The organism is Pseudomonas lundensis, from assembly GCF_015377145.2.
Classification (GTDB): domain Bacteria; phylum Pseudomonadota; class Gammaproteobacteria; order Pseudomonadales; family Pseudomonadaceae; genus Aquipseudomonas; species Aquipseudomonas lundensis.
On record NZ_CP062158.2, the window covers coordinates 1,396,519 to 1,412,420 of the forward strand.

Below are 15,902 nucleotides of genomic sequence, written 5' to 3' on the forward strand. Positions count from 1 at the left end.
CTGACGGCGCCGCGTGTGGCGGCCCCGACCTAACCGTGATCGAGTCCCATGCCAATGAACACTGAATTTCGCAAAACACTTCCGGGCACCCGGCTGGATTATTTCGACACCCGCGCGGCGGTCGATGCGATCAAGCCCGGCGCTTATGACACGCTGCCGTACACTTCCCGCGTACTGGCCGAAAACCTGGTGCGTCGCTGCGATCCGGCGACCCTCAATGCTTCGCTGAGCCAGTTGATCGAACGCAAGCGTGACCTCGACTTCCCGTGGTTCCCGGCCCGCGTGGTGTGCCACGACATTCTCGGCCAGACCGCGCTGGTTGACCTGGCTGGCCTGCGTGATGCCATCGCCCAACAAGGCGGCGACCCGGCGCAAGTTAACCCGGTGGTGCCGACCCAACTGATCGTTGACCATTCGCTGGCAGTGGAATGCGGCGGTTATGACCCTGAGGCGTTCGAAAAGAACCGCGCCATCGAGGACCGCCGTAACGAAGACCGTTTCCACTTCATTGAATGGACCAAAAAAGCCTTCAAAAACGTCGACGTGATCCCGCCGGGCAACGGCATCATGCACCAGATCAACCTGGAGAAAATGTCGCCGGTGATTCAGGTGCGTGACGGCGTGGCGTTCCCTGATACCTGCGTCGGCACCGACAGCCACACGCCCCACGTCGACTCGCTGGGGGTGATTGCGATTGGCGTTGGCGGGCTGGAAGCCGAAAGCGTGATGCTGGGCCGTGCGTCCTGGATGCGGTTGCCCGAGATCGTTGGCGTTGAGCTGACCGGTAAATTACAGCCGGGCATCACGGCGACGGACATGGTGCTGGCCCTCACTGAGTTCCTGCGCAAGCAAAAAGTGGTCGGCGCCTGGCTGGAGTTCTTCGGTGAAGGGGCCGCGGCGCTGACCTTGGGCGACCGCGCAACGATTTCCAACATGGCCCCGGAATATGGCGCCACGGCGGCGATGTTCTATATCGACCGGCAAACCATCGACTACCTCAAGCTGACCGGGCGCGAGGACCAACAGGTGCAGTTGGTGGAAACCTACGCCAAGGTCAGCGGCCTGTGGGCTGACAGCCTCAAAGACGCGCAATACGAGCGCCGTTTGAGCTTTGACCTGTCCAGCGTCGTGCGCAACATGGCGGGCCCGAGCAACCCGCACGCCCGGGTGGCTACCAGCGATCTGGCCGCCAAAGGCATCGCTGGCCAATGGGACGACGTGCCGGGGCAAATGCCGGATGGCGCGGTCATCATCGCGGCCATTACCAGTTGCACCAATACCAGCAACCCGCGCAACGTGATCGCGGCAGGCCTGATTGCCCGTAACGCCAACCGCCTGGGACTGACCCGTAAACCGTGGGTCAAATCGTCGCTGGCGCCGGGCTCGAAAACCGTCGCCTTGTACCTGGACGAAGCCGGGCTGACCGATGAACTGGAGCAGTTGGGCTTTGGTGTCGTGGCGTTTGCCTGCACCACGTGCAACGGCATGTCGGGTGCGCTGGACCCGCACATCCAGCAGGAGATCATCGACCGTGACCTGTACGCCACGGCCGTGCTGTCGGGTAACCGTAACTTCGACGGGCGTATTCATCCTTACGCCAAGCAAGCGTTTCTCGCCTCGCCACCCTTGGTGGTTGCCTACGCGATAGCGGGCACCATCCGTTTTGACATCGAGAAAGATGTGTTGGGACGGGACGCCAACGGCACTGAAATCCGCCTCAAAGACATCTGGCCGAGCGACGAAGAAATCGACGCGGTGGTCAAGTCGGCGGTCAAGCCGGAGCAGTTCCGTCAGGTCTACATCCCCATGTTCGCGATTCACGAAGACACCGGCCCGAAAGTCGAGCCGCTGTATGACTGGCGCCCGCAAAGCACCTACATTCGCCGCCCGCCTTACTGGGAAGGCGCACTGGCCGGCGCGCGTCCACTCAAGGGCATGCGCCCGCTGGCGGTGCTGCCCGACAACATCACCACTGACCACTTGTCGCCGTCCAACGCGATCATGCTCGACAGCGCGGCCGGTGAGTACCTGGCGAAAATGGGCCTGCCGGAAGTTGACTTCAACTCCTACGCGACCCACCGCGGTGACCACCTGACTGCGCAGCGTGCCACCTTTGCCAACCCGAAACTGTTCAATGAAATGGTGATGGAGGACGGCAAGGTCAAACAGGGCTCACTGACGCGGCTGGAGCCTGAAGGCAAGGTGATGCGCATGTGGGAAGCCATTGAGACGTACATGGAGCGCAAGCAGCCGCTGATCATTGTCGCCGGTGCCGATTACGGCCAGGGTTCTTCCCGCGACTGGGCGGCCAAGGGCGTGCGGCTGGCGGGCGTGGAAGCCATCGTCGCCGAGGGTTTCGAGCGCATCCACCGCACTAACCTGGTGGGCATGGGCGTTCTGCCGCTTGAGTTCCTGCCGGGCACCAACCGCAAAACCCTGGCGCTGGACGGCAGCGAGATCTACGACGTGATGGGGGAGCGGACCCCGCGTGCCACGCTGACGCTGGTCATCACGCGCAAGAACGGCGAGCGCATCGAAGTGCCTGTAACGTGCCGTCTGGACACGGCTGAAGAAGTCTCGATCTATGAAGCGGGCGGCGTGTTGCAGCGTTTCGCGCAAGACTTCCTGGAATCGGCCACCGCGTAATCACAGCGCCGGGGCGCCTCGCCCCGGCCTAAACAGGACTGTGTCATGGCTTATGCAGCGCAAATAAAAATCCCGGCGACGTATATGCGGGGCGGTACCAGTAAAGGTGTGTTTTTCAGTCTGCTCGACTTGCCCGCGATCGCGCAGGTGCCGGGCGCGGCCCGTGATGCCTTGTTGCTGCGGGTCATTGGCAGCCCGGACCCTTACGAAAAACAAATCGACGGCATGGGCGCCGCGACGTCCAGTACCAGCAAAACGGTGATTGTGAGCAAGAGCCTGCGACCGGATCACGACGTCGACTATTTGTTTGGTCAGGTCGCCATCGACAAACCGTTCGTGGACTGGAGCGGCAACTGCGGCAACCTGTCGGCCGCCGTCGGCTCCTTTGCCATCAGCAGCGGCCTGGTGGACGCGTCACGCATTCCGCAGAACGGCACTGCCGTAGTGCGAATCTGGCAAGCCAATATCGGGAAAACCATCATTGCCCATGTCCCCATCACGGACTCAGCCGTGCAGGAAACGGGCGATTTTGAGCTGGATGGCGTTACGTTTCCGGCCGCCGAAGTGCAGTTGGAGTTCCTTGATCCGGCGGCGGATGAAGACGGCGCCGGTGGCTCCATGTTCCCCACCGGGCATGTGGTCGATGAGCTGGACGTACCCGGCGTCGGCACCCTGAACGTGACTATGATCAATGCTGGCATTCCCACTATTTTCGTCAATGCCCGCGACATTGGTTACAGCGGTACGGAACTGCAAAGCGACATCAACAGTGATGCCAAGGCCCTGGCCATGTTTGAAACCATCCGGGCCTACGGGGCGCTGCGCATGGGGCTGATCGGCTCCGTGGAAGAAGCCGCCAAACGCCAGCACACCCCGAAAGTCGCCTTTGTAGCGGCACCTGCGGATTACGTGTCGTCCAGCGGCAAAGCGGTCAAGGTGCAGGATGTGGATCTGCTGGTGCGGGCGCTGTCGATGGGTAAATTGCACCACGCCATGATGGGCACGGCAGCCGTTGCGATTGGCACCGCGGCCGCCATTCCCGGCACGTTGGTGAACCTGGCGGCTGGCGGCGAAACCCGTGATGCCGTGCGTTTTGGCCACCCTTCAGGGACGTTGCGCGTCGGCGCACAGGCGCAGCAGGTCAACGGCGAATGGACCGTCACCAAAGCCATCATGAGCCGCAGCGCGCGGGTGCTGATGGAAGGCTGGGTACGAGTGCCGGGCGATTCCTTTTGACCGTGTGAACCCTTTTCCCTCATCCCGCCCTTTTCCGTCAGGTGAAGGGCGGGGTGACGGGCCAAGGTGCACAGGCACTATTGAGCGGGCACTTGAGACCTGCACCATCACGATAAACCTGAGGATGGAACACACCACTCACTGACTGTTCTGGAGACACCCCATGAGCGCCAATGTCGACCTCAATATCCGTCCCGACTATGACCAGGTTTTGCAGGACATTGCCGATTACGTCCTTAATTACCGCATCACGTCGCCCGAAGCCCTGAACACAGCCCGTTACTGCCTGATGGATACGTTGGGATGCGGTTTGCTGGCCCTGCGTTTTCCGGAGTGCACCAAGCACCTCGGGCCGCTGGTCGAAGGCACCGTGGTGCCATTCGGTGCGCGAGTGCCCGGTACGTCCTACCGGCTCGATCCCGTAAAAGCGGCGTGGGACATCGGTTGCTGCGTGCGTTGGCTGGATTACAACGACACCTGGCTGGCTGCGGAGTGGGGGCATCCTTCGGACAATCTCGGCGGGATTCTGGCGGTGGCCGATCACCTCTCACAGCAGCGCGTGGCCAAGGGGCAAGCGCCCCTGACGGTGCGCGACGTGCTCGACGCAATGATCATGGCGCATGAGATTCAGGGCGTGATCGCGCTGGAAAACTCGTTCAACCGAGTCGGCCTCGACCATGTGTTATTGGTGAAAGTCGCCTCGACGGCCGTGTGCGCCAAGCTGATGGGGGCGGGTCGCGAACAGCTGTTGTCAGCGCTGTCGCACGCATTTGTGGACGGTCAGGCCTTGCGCACCTACCGCCACGCGCCCAATGCCGGCTCGCGCAAATCGTGGGCGGCGGGGGATGCCACCAGCCGTGGAGTGCGTCTGGCCGACATCGCGCTGCGGGGAGAAATGGGTATTCCCGGGGCTCTCACAGCGCCGCAATGGGGCTTTTATGATGTGCTCTTCAGCCATACCAATAAGGATTTGGCCCTCAAACCTGAAGGCCAGCGCGCGTTCACGCTGGCGCAGCCGTATGGCACTTATGTGATGGAGAACGTGCTGTTCAAGGTCAGTTTTCCGGCGGAATTTCATGCGCAAACCGCCTGCGAAGCTGCCGTCACCTTGCATCCGCAGGTCAGGGATCGGCTGCATGAGATCGAGAAAATCGTCATTACCACCCACGAATCGGCGATCCGGATCATTTCCAAGCAGGGCAAACTCGCCAATGCTGCAGATCGCGATCATTGCCTGCAATACATGACCGCCGTGCCCCTGGCGTTTGGCAATCTGGTGGCTGAACAGTACGAGGACGATTTCCATGCGGCGCATCCGATCATTGATGAGCTGCGGGAGAAGATGCACATCGTCGAAGACCCACGTTTTACCCGGGAGTATCTGGAGGCCGACAAGCGGTCGATTGCCAACGCCATACAGGTCTTTTTCACCGATGGTTCCAGCACGCAACAAGTGGTCGTGGAGTACCCGATAGGCCATCGTCGGCGCCGGGCGCAAGGCATTGTGCTGCTGGAAGAGAAGTTCAGGCATAACCTGGCGACGCGTTTTACAGGGCAGCGTTGCGCGCAGATTGTTGAACTGTGCAACGACCAGGCACGGCTTGAGTCGACGCCGGTCAATGAGTTTGTCGAGAAGTGGGTGATCTAAACCCGCCTTTGTCATCACTGCAACAGGCTGCACTCGGGGCTCATCCGCTTGCGTAGTGCAGCCGGTGGCAGTGCGACAGGCGAGGTTTATTTGAAGCGGCGTTCCACGCCTTTCTCGACCAGGATCTTGGCCGAGATTTCCTCCACGGAAAAATGCGTGGAGTTGATGTGCGGGATGTTTTCGCGTTTGAACAGGTTTTCGACTTCGCGCACTTCGAATTCACATTGGGCAAAGCTGGAGTAGCGGCTGTTGGGTTTGCGCTCGTTGCGGATCGCGGTCAGGCGGTCAGGGTCGATGGTCAGGCCAAACAGCTTGTGTTTGTGCTCGCGCAAGGCAGCGGGCAGTTTCAGACTTTCCATGTCGTCTTCGGTCAGCGGGTAGTTGGCCGCGCGGATGCCGAACTGCATGGCCATGTACAGGCAGGTCGGGGTTTTACCGCAGCGCGAGACGCCGACCAGAATCAAGTCGGCCTTGTCGTATTTGTGGGTGCGGGCGCCGTCGTCGTTGTCGAGGGCGAAGTTCACCGCCTCGATACGCTCCATGTAGTTGGAGTTGTGGCCGATGGAGTGCGACTTGCCTACCGAGTAGGAGGAATGTTCGGCCAGCTCTTGCTCCAGCGGGGCGAGGAAGCTGGAGAAAATATCGATCATGAAGCCATTGGAGGTCGCGAGGATTTCACGAATGTCCTGATTGACGATGGTGTCGAAGATGATGGGACGAACGCCGTCTTTTTCGGCGGCGTTATCGATTTGTTGTACCATTGCCCGCGCTTTTTCTGCGCTGTCTATATAAGGCCGCGTGAACTTGCTAAAGGTCACATTTTCGAATTGGGCCAACAAACTCTGGCCGAGGGTTTCGGCGGTGATGCCGGTGCCATCGGAGATAAAGAAAGCAGATCGTTTCATTTGCGCCTTGGGCCTTAAGCTGGTGACGATTCTTGGATATGATAGGCGCGATTTTGTCGGCCTCAGTGTCAGGCAGTGTCACTTATTTTCCAGGTCCAGGCCACATTCGCTGAGATGCCGCCCTGTAGAGCGTCCAGCGCCCTGAGCTTTTCCAACACAGTTAGTGGAGAGATCACCTTGGTAGAGTACGTAGTTTCCCTCGATAAGCTCGGCGTCCATGATGTAGAGCATGTGGGGGGCAAGAACGCATCCCTCGGCGAGATGATCAGTAATCTTGCAGGCGCCGGTGTTTCGGTACCCGGTGGTTTCGCCACCACGTCTGCGGCCTATCGCGATTTTCTTGAACTCAGCGGTTTGAACGATCAGATCCACGCGGCACTCGACGCGCTGGATGTTGATGACGTGAACGCACTGGCCAAAACCGGCGCCCAGATCCGTCAATGGATCATGGAAGCCGAGTTCCCGGAGAAGCTCAACGAAGCAATTCGCACTGCATTTGCCAGCTTGTCGCAGGGCAACCCCGACGTGGCAGTGGCCGTGCGTTCTTCAGCCACCGCCGAAGACCTGCCGGACGCATCCTTTGCCGGTCAGCAAGAAACCTTCCTTAACATCCGTGGCGTAGAAAACGTGATTCGTGCGACCAAGGAAGTGTTCGCTTCCCTGTTCAACGACCGTGCCATTTCCTACCGCGTGCACCAGGGCTTCGATCACAAACTGGTCGCCCTGTCTGCGGGCGTACAGCGCATGGTGCGTTCCGAAACCGGGACCGCTGGCGTGATGTTTACCCTGGACACCGAGTCGGGTTTCCGTGATGTGGTCTTCATCACCGGCGCCTACGGCCTGGGCGAAACCGTCGTACAAGGCGCGGTTAACCCGGACGAGTTCTACGTTCACAAACCGACGCTGGACGCAGGCCGTCCTGCGATCCTGCGCCGTAACCTGGGCAGCAAAGCCATCAAGATGATCTACGGCGACGAAGCCAAGGCCGGTAAGTCGGTCAAGGTCATCGACGTCGAACCCGCTGATCGCGCACGTTTTTGCCTGAGTGACGCTGAGGTCTGCGAATTGGCCAAGCAAGCGATGATCATCGAAAAGCACTACAAGTGCCCGATGGACATCGAATGGGCCAAAGATGGCGATGACGGCAAGCTGTACATCGTTCAGGCACGTCCTGAAACCGTGAAAAGCCGCTCTCAGGCCAATGTCATGGAGCGCTACCTGCTCAAGGAAACCGGCACTGTGCTGGTAGAAGGCCGTGCGATCGGCCAGCGCATCGGCGCTGGCAAGGTCCGCATCATTAAAGATGTGTCCGAAATGGACAAAGTGCAGCCGGGCGACGTACTGGTGTCCGACATGACCGACCCGGACTGGGAACCGGTCATGAAGCGTGCAAGCGCTATTGTGACCAACCGGGGCGGCCGTACCTGCCACGCGGCGATCATTGCCCGTGAGCTGGGCATCCCGGCCGTGGTGGGTTGCGGCAATGCCACCCAGCTGTTGAAAGACGGCCAGGGCGTCACTGTTTCATGTGCCGAGGGCGATACCGGTTTTATTTTTGAAGGCGAGCTGGGCTTCGACATCAAGAAAAACTCCGTGGATGCCATGCCGGAGCTGCCGTTCAAAATCATGATGAACGTCGGTAACCCGGATCGCGCCTTCGACTTCGCGCAGTTGCCGAATGCCGGTGTGGGCCTGGCCCGCCTGGAGTTCATCATCAACCGCATGATCGGCGTGCACCCCAAAGCCCTGTTGAACTACGACGGTCTGCCGCAGGACATCAAGGAAAGCGTCGACAAACGTATCGCCGGTTATGACGACCCGGTGGGTTTCTATGTTGAGAAACTGGTCGAAGGCATCAGTACGCTGGCAGCGGCTTTTGCGCCGAAGAAAGTGATCGTGCGCCTGTCGGACTTCAAGTCCAACGAATACGCCAACCTGATCGGCGGCAAGCTGTACGAGCCGGAAGAAGAAAACCCGATGCTGGGGTTCCGCGGTGCTTCGCGTTACATCAGCGAAAACTTCCGTGACTGCTTCGAACTCGAATGCCGTGCCCTGAAGCGTGTGCGCAATGAGATGGGCCTGACGAACGTCGAAATCATGGTGCCATTCGTGCGTACCTTGGGCGAAGCCAGTCAGGTGATCGATTTGCTGGCTGAGAACGGCCTCACGCGTGGCGAAAACGGCCTGCGCGTCATCATGATGTGCGAGCTGCCGTCCAACGCGATTCTGGCGGATGAGTTCCTGGAGTACTTCGATGGTTTCTCCATTGGTTCCAACGACCTGACTCAGCTGACGTTAGGGCTTGACCGTGACTCGGGTGTTATCGCGCATTTGTTCGACGAGCGTAATCCGGCGGTCAAGAAGCTGTTGTCCAACGCCATCCAGGCGTGTAACAAGGCCGGCAAATACATCGGTATTTGTGGTCAGGGCCCGTCCGATCACCCGGATCTGGCGCGCTGGCTGATGGAGCAAGGCATTGAAAGTGTCTCGTTGAACCCGGATACCGTGCTGGAAACCTGGTTCTTCCTGGCTGAAGGTCAAGCCAAGGCTTGAGTCGTTAAATGAGGGGCAGGGCAGTCCAGTGATTGCCCTGTCCTTATATAAGCAGTGGTAGGGCGAGTTCCTGTATGGGGTCGCCCTTTTTTGTGCAAGAGCATTATGCAAAGCAGCAGTCATCTATTTCCCGTTGCCCTGATCAGCGCCGAGCGTCGGGGCGATCTGAGCGAAGACGTGTATCGCTTGAAACCCGCCAATAGCCCGGATGTGTCCGTGGAATTGGCGGTCACCCGCCTGGGCCTGGCAGATGCCGGGCTGGCGCGGGGCGTGCCCGTGATTTTGTTGCACGGCAGTTTTTCTAATCGGCGTTTCTGGTACTCCCCGAAAGGTGTCGGGCTTGGGGCGTTTTTGGCCCGTGCAGGCTTTGATGTGTGGTTGCCGGAGATGCGCGGCCATGGCCTCTCTGTGCGTAATCAACAATGGCGCAACAATCGCGTGGCCGATTACGCACGTTACGATTTGCCGGCCATTGCTGCGTTTGTGCGTGAGCAGAGCGGGCAGGTCCCGCACTGGATCGGGCATTCACAAGGCGGCATCACATTGGCCGCGGCACTCGGCGGTCAGTATTTGGGTGAGCCGGCCGTAGCCTCCGCTGCGTTTTTTGGCACTCAGGTCAATCGCCGTTACTGGCCATTGAAAATACCGCCGGTGGAGTGGGGCGCTCATTTATTACTAAAACGCTGCGCGCAACTGTCTGGAACGCGCCTTAAGCGCGGGCCTGAGGATGAACCGATCGGCATTGCGCTGGAATCCTTACGCTGGAACGGTTTTCTGGGGCGCTTCAAGGATGCCGAGCGTGACTGGTGGGCGGGGCTGGCTGAAGTCCGCTTGCCGATCATGGCAGTCGCGGCGGTGGGTGACCTGAAAACGCCGGAGCGGGCTTGCCGCACGTTGTATGACCAAATGGGCTCAGAGGCGCGAAAATTCATTACGTTGGGGCATGCGCACGGTTTCAGTTCTGATTTCGGGCACGCTGAAATGCTGGACAGTGACGCTGCTCAAGCCGAGGTTTGGCCTTTGGTGCTTGAATGGTTGCACGGCCACACGGCGCTGCAGCCCCCCGGCACTGACAAACAAAGCGACGATACCCAGTTGGGGTTCCGACAGGCCGAGGTTGAGGCTACTATGTGACGCGATTTGTGGTTCTGGTCATATTGTGTGGCTGGGGCCAGCGTGTGTTCTGACCTGTAGGGCAACATTTAAAGCTTGGCTGCGTGCTGGCGTCTATAACACTAGAACCCTTTGTTTCTTCCTGTAGCGTCTTCTCCCAAGGAGTTTCCATGAACCACTACATCACGCCTGATTTGTGCGATGCCTACCCTGACCAGGTTCAAGTGCTAGAGCCGATGTTCAGCAATTTTGGGGGGCGCGATTCATTTGGTGGCCAAATCGTGACCATCAAGTGTTTTGAGGACAACTCACTGGTCAAAGAGCAGGCAGAGGCAGACGGTAAAGGCAAAGTGCTTGTGGTCGACGGCGGTGGTTCGCTACGCCGTGCTTTGCTGGGCGACATGATCGCTGAAAAGGCGGCGAAAAACGGCTGGGAAGGCCTGGTTATTTACGGCTGCATCCGTGACGTCGACGTCATTGCGCAAACGGATCTGGGCGTACAGGCCCTGGCCAGTCATCCGATGAAAACCGACAAACGCGGGTTGGGCGACCTCAATGTTGCCGTGACCTTTGCGGGCGTGACGTTTCGGCCGGGTGAGTACATTTACGCCGACAATAACGGCGTCATTGTGTCGCCCACTGCTTTGAAAATGCCGGAATAACGGCGCAACCGCTAAGGATCACGGATGTTCGAGGAAGACAACGCTCAATGGGGCCTGGTGCACGCGTTGGTGCTGGACGGCGAGGGCGGTGCCCGCCCGATTGCCCGCACCGAGCTCAATGACCTTGAGTTGCACAGTCATGAAAGCCTCTGGTTGCATTGGGATCGCAGTCATCCTCAAACCCAGAGCTGGTTGCGTAACGCCAGCGGCCTGAGCGAATTCAGCTGTGATTTGCTGCTCGAAGAGAACACCCGTCCACGTCTGCTGCCTTTGCCCAACAATGAACTGCTGCTGTTCTTGCGCGGCGTGAACCTAAATCCGGGGGCGGAGCCGGAAGACATGGTGTCACTGCGCATTTTCGGCAGTGCGCAGCGGGTAATTTCGCTGCGCATGCGCCCTTTGCGTGCAACCGATGAGTTGCTGACGGAGTTCGATCAGGGCGAAGGGCCTAAAAATCCCGCTGAATTGATCCTCTATCTGGCTCAGCACCTGACATTAAAGGTGCAGGATTTGATCGGTGAGCTGTCTGAAATCGTCGATGACGAGGAGGATAAGATAGATGCCGACGAACGGTACACTCCTGAGCATGGCGCGATTTTGCAGATCCGTCGTCGGGCAGCGGCATTGCGTCGTTTTCTTGCACCGCAGCGCGATATCTTCGGACAGCTGACGCGCACCAAATTGCCGTGGTTTACGGCGGACGATGCCGACTACTGGAACGAATTGAATAACAGTCTGACCCGCTACCTGGAAGAGCTGGAATTGACCCGCGAGCGCGTGGGGCTGGTGCTTGAGGCTGAAGATCGGCGTCTGAATGTGCGCATGAGCCGCATCATGTATCGCTTTGGCGTACTGACCGGAATCTTTTTACCCATCACCTTTATTACCGGATTACTCGGTATCAATGTGGGGGGCGTTCCCTTCTCCAATGACCCTTACGGCTTTGCTGTTACGTGCCTCGTCATGCTGGTTATTGGCGTGGGCCAGTGGTGGTTTTATCGCCGGTTGCAATGGTTGTGAAGGGTGGGCATGTGACCCCGTTGATGTGGCCCGCGTCTTTCACTGACATACCGAGAGGTGCTTATGCACGATCCGTTTGAACAGTCTTTACGTGAAATGCTCAAGGCTGAGCCGTCGACCCGTGACGACGATGCATGCCTGGGCCGAGTACTGAAAACTGCAAACCGCCAAGTGGGTGCAGGTGATCTTTTCAGTCTTCTGGGCCGTTGGGTGCAGGCACTGATGATTGCTTTGAACAGCGGTTCGGCTCATATTGCGCCCGTTTCGCGACGCAAACCTGCTGCTCGCCCTGCTGATAAGGCTGATTGAACATGGAACTTGATCTCTGGACCCAGAGCCTGGTTACGGCAATGACCGCCCTTTGGACCAAAATTGCCAACTTCATTCCAAACCTGTTTGGGGCGTTGGTGGTTGTACTGCTGGGCTTCGTGGTTGCAAAACTGCTTGATACCCTGCTGTCGAAGTTGCTGGCCAAGCTGGGCCTTGATCGCCTGATGGGCGGGACCGGTCTGACTAAAATCCTGGGTCGTGCGGGGATCCAGGTGCCGATCTCCACCTTGATCGGCAAGATCGTCTACTGGTTTATTTTGTTGATTTTCCTCGTTTCTGCGGCTCAGTCCCTTGGACTTGAGCGGGTTTCAGCTACGCTGGACATTTTCACGCTTTACCTGCCCAAGGTTTTTGGTGCGTTGCTGGTGCTGCTGGTGGGGGTATTGCTTGCGCAATTGCTCAACGGTCTGGTGCGTGGCGCGGCCGAAAGCGTCGGGTTTGATTATGCTGGCGGGCTGGGTCGTGTGGCTCAGGGGCTGGTCATCATCATCAGTATTTCAGTGGCCATCAGTCAGCTTGAGGTCAAAACTGACCTGCTGAACCATGTGATTGTCATCGTTTTGATTACCGTTGGTCTGGCCGTTGCGCTGGCAATGGGGTTGGGAAGTCGGGAAATTGCGGGTCAGATCCTTGCTGGGATCTATGTGCGTGAGCTGTATCAGGTTGGGCAAGACGTACGTGTTGGCGAGATAGAAGGGCAGATCGAACAGATCGGCACGGTTAAAACCACGTTGCTGACCGAGGAGGGTGAGCTAGTCTCCATCTCCAATCGGATCTTGCTGGAGCAGCACGTGACTAGCCGCTGATGCGGCAAACCCTGCTAATGTATGCCGCCGCAAATATGCCTGTGTTCTCGGCTGTGGCGGACATTGACCTGACTGTCGGCACGACTCGTTTTGAATAAAGCCCAATCGCTATCCATGCGCTATGACCCCCGCGAACTCTCTGATGAGGAGCTGGTGGCGCGCTCGCATGATGAGTTGTTTCACGTCACGCGCGCCTATGAAGAGTTGATGCGGCGTTACCAACGCACTTTGTTCAACGTTTGTTCAAGGTATTTAGGGAACGATCGTGATGCTGACGATGTCTGTCAGGAGGTAATGCTTAAGGTGCTGTATGGCTTGAAGAATTTTGAGGGCAAATCGAAATTCAAGACCTGGCTATATAGCATCACCTACAACGAATGCATTACGCAGTATCGGAAAGAACGGCGAAAGCGTCGCTTGATGGACGCATTGAGTATTGACCCCCTTGAGGAAGCGTCTGAAGAAAAGGCGCCGAAACCTGAGGAAAAGGGCGGACTCGATCGCTGGCTGGTGCATGTGAACCCGATCGACCGGGAGATTCTGGTGCTGCGATTTGTCGCAGAACTGGAATTTCAGGAAATCGCGGACATAATGCATATGGGTTTGAGTGCGACGAAAATGCGCTACAAGCGTGCTCTTGATAAATTGCGTGAGAAATTTGCAGGCATTGCTGAAACTTAGTTCAGCGCAAATAGCTCTACGTGTAGGTAAGTTCTGATAGACTTGCCGCCGAGTTGTCCCCCGGTATGTGGGACTGCTTTACAATCACCAGATGGGGATTTAACGGATGAAACTGAAAAACACCTTGGGCATTGCCATTGGTTCCTTTGTAGCCGCAACTTCGTTCGGTGCCCTGGCACAAGGCCAAGGCGCGGTCGAGGGTGAACTGTTCTACAAAAAACAGTACAACGACAGCGTCAAGCACGTAGAAGACGGTTACAACCCAGGCGCATCGATCGGTTACTTCCTGACCGACGACGTCTCGTTGAACCTGACCTACGACAAGACTAACCACACCCGTTCGAACGACGGCACTGGCCACCAGAAAATCAAAGGCGACAACTTTGGTCTGAACGCTCAGTACCACTTCGGCACCGTTGGTGACGCTCTGCGTCCTTACGTTTCCGGTGGTGTTGCTCACAAGAGCATGACCAACGTAGAAGCTGACGGCCACAGCGGTCGTGACCAGTCGACTTTCCTGACTGCTGGCGCTGGTGTTAAGTGGTACATCACTGACAACCTGTTCGCCCGTGCAGGCGTTGAAGCTGACTACAAACTGGACAACGGCAAGTGGGACTACGCGCCTACTGTTGGCCTGGGTGTAAACTTCGGCGGCAACGGCGGTAAAGTAGCTCCTGCTCCAGTTCCAGCTCCAGCACCAATCGCTGAGCCAGAACCAGAAGCTCCAATCGCTGAAGTGGTTAAGGTTGAGCTGGACGTTAAGTTCGACTTCGACAAGTCGGTTGTTAAATCGCAGTACATGCCTGACATCCGCAACGTTGCTGATTTCATGAAGCAGTACCCTGCGACCACCACGACTGTTGCTGGTTACACTGACAGCGTAGGTCCAGACGCCTACAACCAAAAACTGTCCGAGCGTCGTGCTAAAGCAGTTCGTGCAGCTCTGGTTAACGACGGTGTTGAATCCGGTCGCGTAAACGCAGTGGGTTACGGCAAAGCCAACCCAGTTGCTTCGAACGCAACTGATGAAGGCCGTGCTCTGAACCGTCGCGTAGAAGCTACCGTTCAAGCAGAAGCTAAGTAATTATTAGCTAGCCTGTTCAGAAAAGCCCGGCTCAGGCCGGGCTTTTCTTTGTCTGCGATTTAGTCCCGATGTCTCAAGCCGGGAAGGCCTGAAACGGCGTCCCACACTTCCCTCGCGTCTTACCGCTCGGCACGGCTATAATCGCGCTCACTTTCAGCCGCCTTCCGAGACCATCGAGCCCATGTATAACCTGGCCCGCCAGTTGCTCTTCAAACTTTCCCCTGAAACCTCGCATGATCTGTCTCTGGATTTGATCGGAGCGGGCGGCCGTTTGGGGCTGAACAGTTTGCTGTGCAAGGCGCCAGCCAAGCTGCCCGTTAGCGTCATGGGGCTTGAGTTCCCTAATCCGGTAGGGTTGGCCGCAGGCCTGGATAAAAACGGGGCGGCGATTGATGGATTTGCCCAATTGGGGTTCGGGTTTGTGGAGATCGGCACCGTGACGCCGCGCCCTCAGCCCGGTAATCCCAAGCCGCGGATTTTTCGCTTGCCTGAAGCGCAGGCCATTATCAATCGCATGGGCTTCAACAACCTGGGGGTCGATCATTTGTTGACCCGTGTGCAGGCGGCCAAATACAGCGGGATCCTGGGTATCAACATCGGCAAGAATTTCGATACACCGGTTGAGCGGGCCGTTGATGATTATTTGATTTGCCTGGACAAGGTTTACGCTCACGCGAGCTACGTGACGGTCAACGTCAGTTCTCCGAATACTCCGGGTCTACGCACGCTTCAGTTCGGTGATTCACTCAAGCAGCTTTTGGAGGCCTTACAGCTGCGTCAGAACGAGCTTACGCAGCGTCACGGCAAGCGTGTACCGCTAGCGATCAAGATTGCACCTGACATGACAGATGAAGAAACCGTGCTCGTCGCGCGTGCCTTGCTGGAAACCGGCATGGATGCGGTGATCGCCACCAACACGACGTTGAGTCGCGTCGGTGTGGAGGGCATGGAGCATGGGGATGAGGCAGGCGGCCTGTCGGGTGCGCCCGTACGAGAAAAAAGCACCCATACCGTCAAGGTCCTGGCTGAAGAACTTGCTGGCCGGATGCCGATTATTGCGGCGGGCGGTATCACTGAAGGCAAGCATGCGGCTGAGAAAATCGAGGCAGGTGCCAGTTTGGTGCAGATTTATTCCGGCTTCATTTACAAAGGGCCAGCGCTGATTCGCGAATCAGTGGATGCTATTTCGGCCATCACCCGTCGATAAACACCCAATAA

At 57.9% G+C, this 15,902-nt stretch carries 13 protein-coding genes; 12 read left to right on the top strand and 1 reads right to left on the bottom strand.

Annotated elements, in window-relative coordinates; translation table 11 throughout:
• Positions 1 to 54 precede the first annotated feature (54 nt).
• The 3 genes from acnD (at position 55) to prpD (ending at position 5,530) form a co-directional block, all read left to right on the top strand.
• The gene (acnD, locus tag IF654_RS06815) at positions 55 to 2,646 is read left to right on the top strand and encodes a Fe/S-dependent 2-methylisocitrate dehydratase AcnD (RefSeq protein ID WP_047276316.1); all 2,592 of its coding nucleotides are present in this window, start codon (positions 55 to 57) and stop codon (positions 2,644 to 2,646) included.
• A 45-nt stretch (positions 2,647 to 2,691) separates the two neighbouring features.
• Positions 2,692 to 3,882, top strand: a complete 1,191-nt coding sequence (prpF, locus tag IF654_RS06820) for a 2-methylaconitate cis-trans isomerase PrpF (protein ID WP_047276314.1) — start codon at positions 2,692 to 2,694, stop codon at positions 3,880 to 3,882.
• 163 nt (positions 3,883 to 4,045) lie between these two features.
• Positions 4,046 to 5,530 carry a 2-methylcitrate dehydratase gene (prpD, locus tag IF654_RS06825; RefSeq protein WP_194862645.1) on the top strand — a complete coding sequence of 495 codons (1,485 nt, stop codon included), beginning with the start codon at positions 4,046 to 4,048 and terminating at the stop codon, positions 5,528 to 5,530.
• An 86-nt stretch (positions 5,531 to 5,616) separates the two neighbouring features.
• Here the strand turns inward: prpD and ppsR are convergent, their stop codons facing one another.
• Positions 5,617 to 6,435 (bottom strand): posphoenolpyruvate synthetase regulatory kinase/phosphorylase PpsR, encoded by an 819-nt coding sequence (ppsR, locus tag IF654_RS06830; RefSeq protein WP_047276310.1) that lies wholly within the window; start codon positions 6,433 to 6,435, stop codon positions 5,617 to 5,619.
• Between the two features lie 177 nt (positions 6,436 to 6,612).
• Here ppsR and ppsA point away from each other — a divergent pair, with 177 nt between their 5' ends.
• The 9 genes from ppsA (at position 6,613) to IF654_RS06875 (ending at position 15,891) form a co-directional block, all read left to right on the top strand.
• Positions 6,613 to 8,988, top strand: coding sequence for a phosphoenolpyruvate synthase (gene ppsA, locus IF654_RS06835; protein ID WP_194862644.1), 2,376 nt, complete (start codon positions 6,613 to 6,615; stop codon positions 8,986 to 8,988).
• Between the two features lie 105 nt (positions 8,989 to 9,093).
• Positions 9,094 to 10,122 (top strand): alpha/beta fold hydrolase, encoded by a 1,029-nt coding sequence (locus IF654_RS06840; protein WP_194862643.1) that lies wholly within the window; start codon positions 9,094 to 9,096, stop codon positions 10,120 to 10,122.
• Between the two features lie 149 nt (positions 10,123 to 10,271).
• A complete protein-coding gene (gene rraA / locus IF654_RS06845; protein ID WP_047276306.1) occupies positions 10,272 to 10,763 on the top strand; it encodes a ribonuclease E activity regulator RraA in 492 nt (163 codons plus the stop codon).
• Positions 10,764 to 10,787: 24 nt separating this feature from the next.
• Entirely contained in the window at positions 10,788 to 11,783 is a 996-nt protein-coding gene (locus IF654_RS06850) for a CorA family divalent cation transporter (RefSeq protein WP_047276305.1), read from the top strand.
• Positions 11,784 to 11,846: 63 nt separating this feature from the next.
• Positions 11,847 to 12,092 (top strand): hypothetical protein, encoded by a 246-nt coding sequence (locus IF654_RS06855; RefSeq protein ID WP_047276304.1) that lies wholly within the window; start codon positions 11,847 to 11,849, stop codon positions 12,090 to 12,092.
• A 2-nt stretch (positions 12,093 to 12,094) separates the two neighbouring features.
• The gene (locus IF654_RS06860; protein ID WP_047280958.1) at positions 12,095 to 12,919 is read left to right on the top strand and encodes a mechanosensitive ion channel family protein; all 825 of its coding nucleotides are present in this window, start codon (positions 12,095 to 12,097) and stop codon (positions 12,917 to 12,919) included.
• A 90-nt stretch (positions 12,920 to 13,009) separates the two neighbouring features.
• A complete protein-coding gene (sigX, locus tag IF654_RS06865) occupies positions 13,010 to 13,600 on the top strand; it encodes an RNA polymerase sigma factor SigX (protein ID WP_029611289.1) in 591 nt (196 codons plus the stop codon).
• 106 nt (positions 13,601 to 13,706) lie between these two features.
• A complete protein-coding gene (locus IF654_RS06870) occupies positions 13,707 to 14,684 on the top strand; it encodes an OmpA family protein (RefSeq protein WP_194862642.1) in 978 nt (325 codons plus the stop codon).
• Positions 14,685 to 14,865: 181 nt separating this feature from the next.
• Complete coding sequence (locus IF654_RS06875; protein WP_047276296.1) at positions 14,866 to 15,891, top strand: quinone-dependent dihydroorotate dehydrogenase; 1,026 nt, start codon at positions 14,866 to 14,868, stop codon at positions 15,889 to 15,891.
• Positions 15,892 to 15,902: the final 11 nt, after the last annotated feature.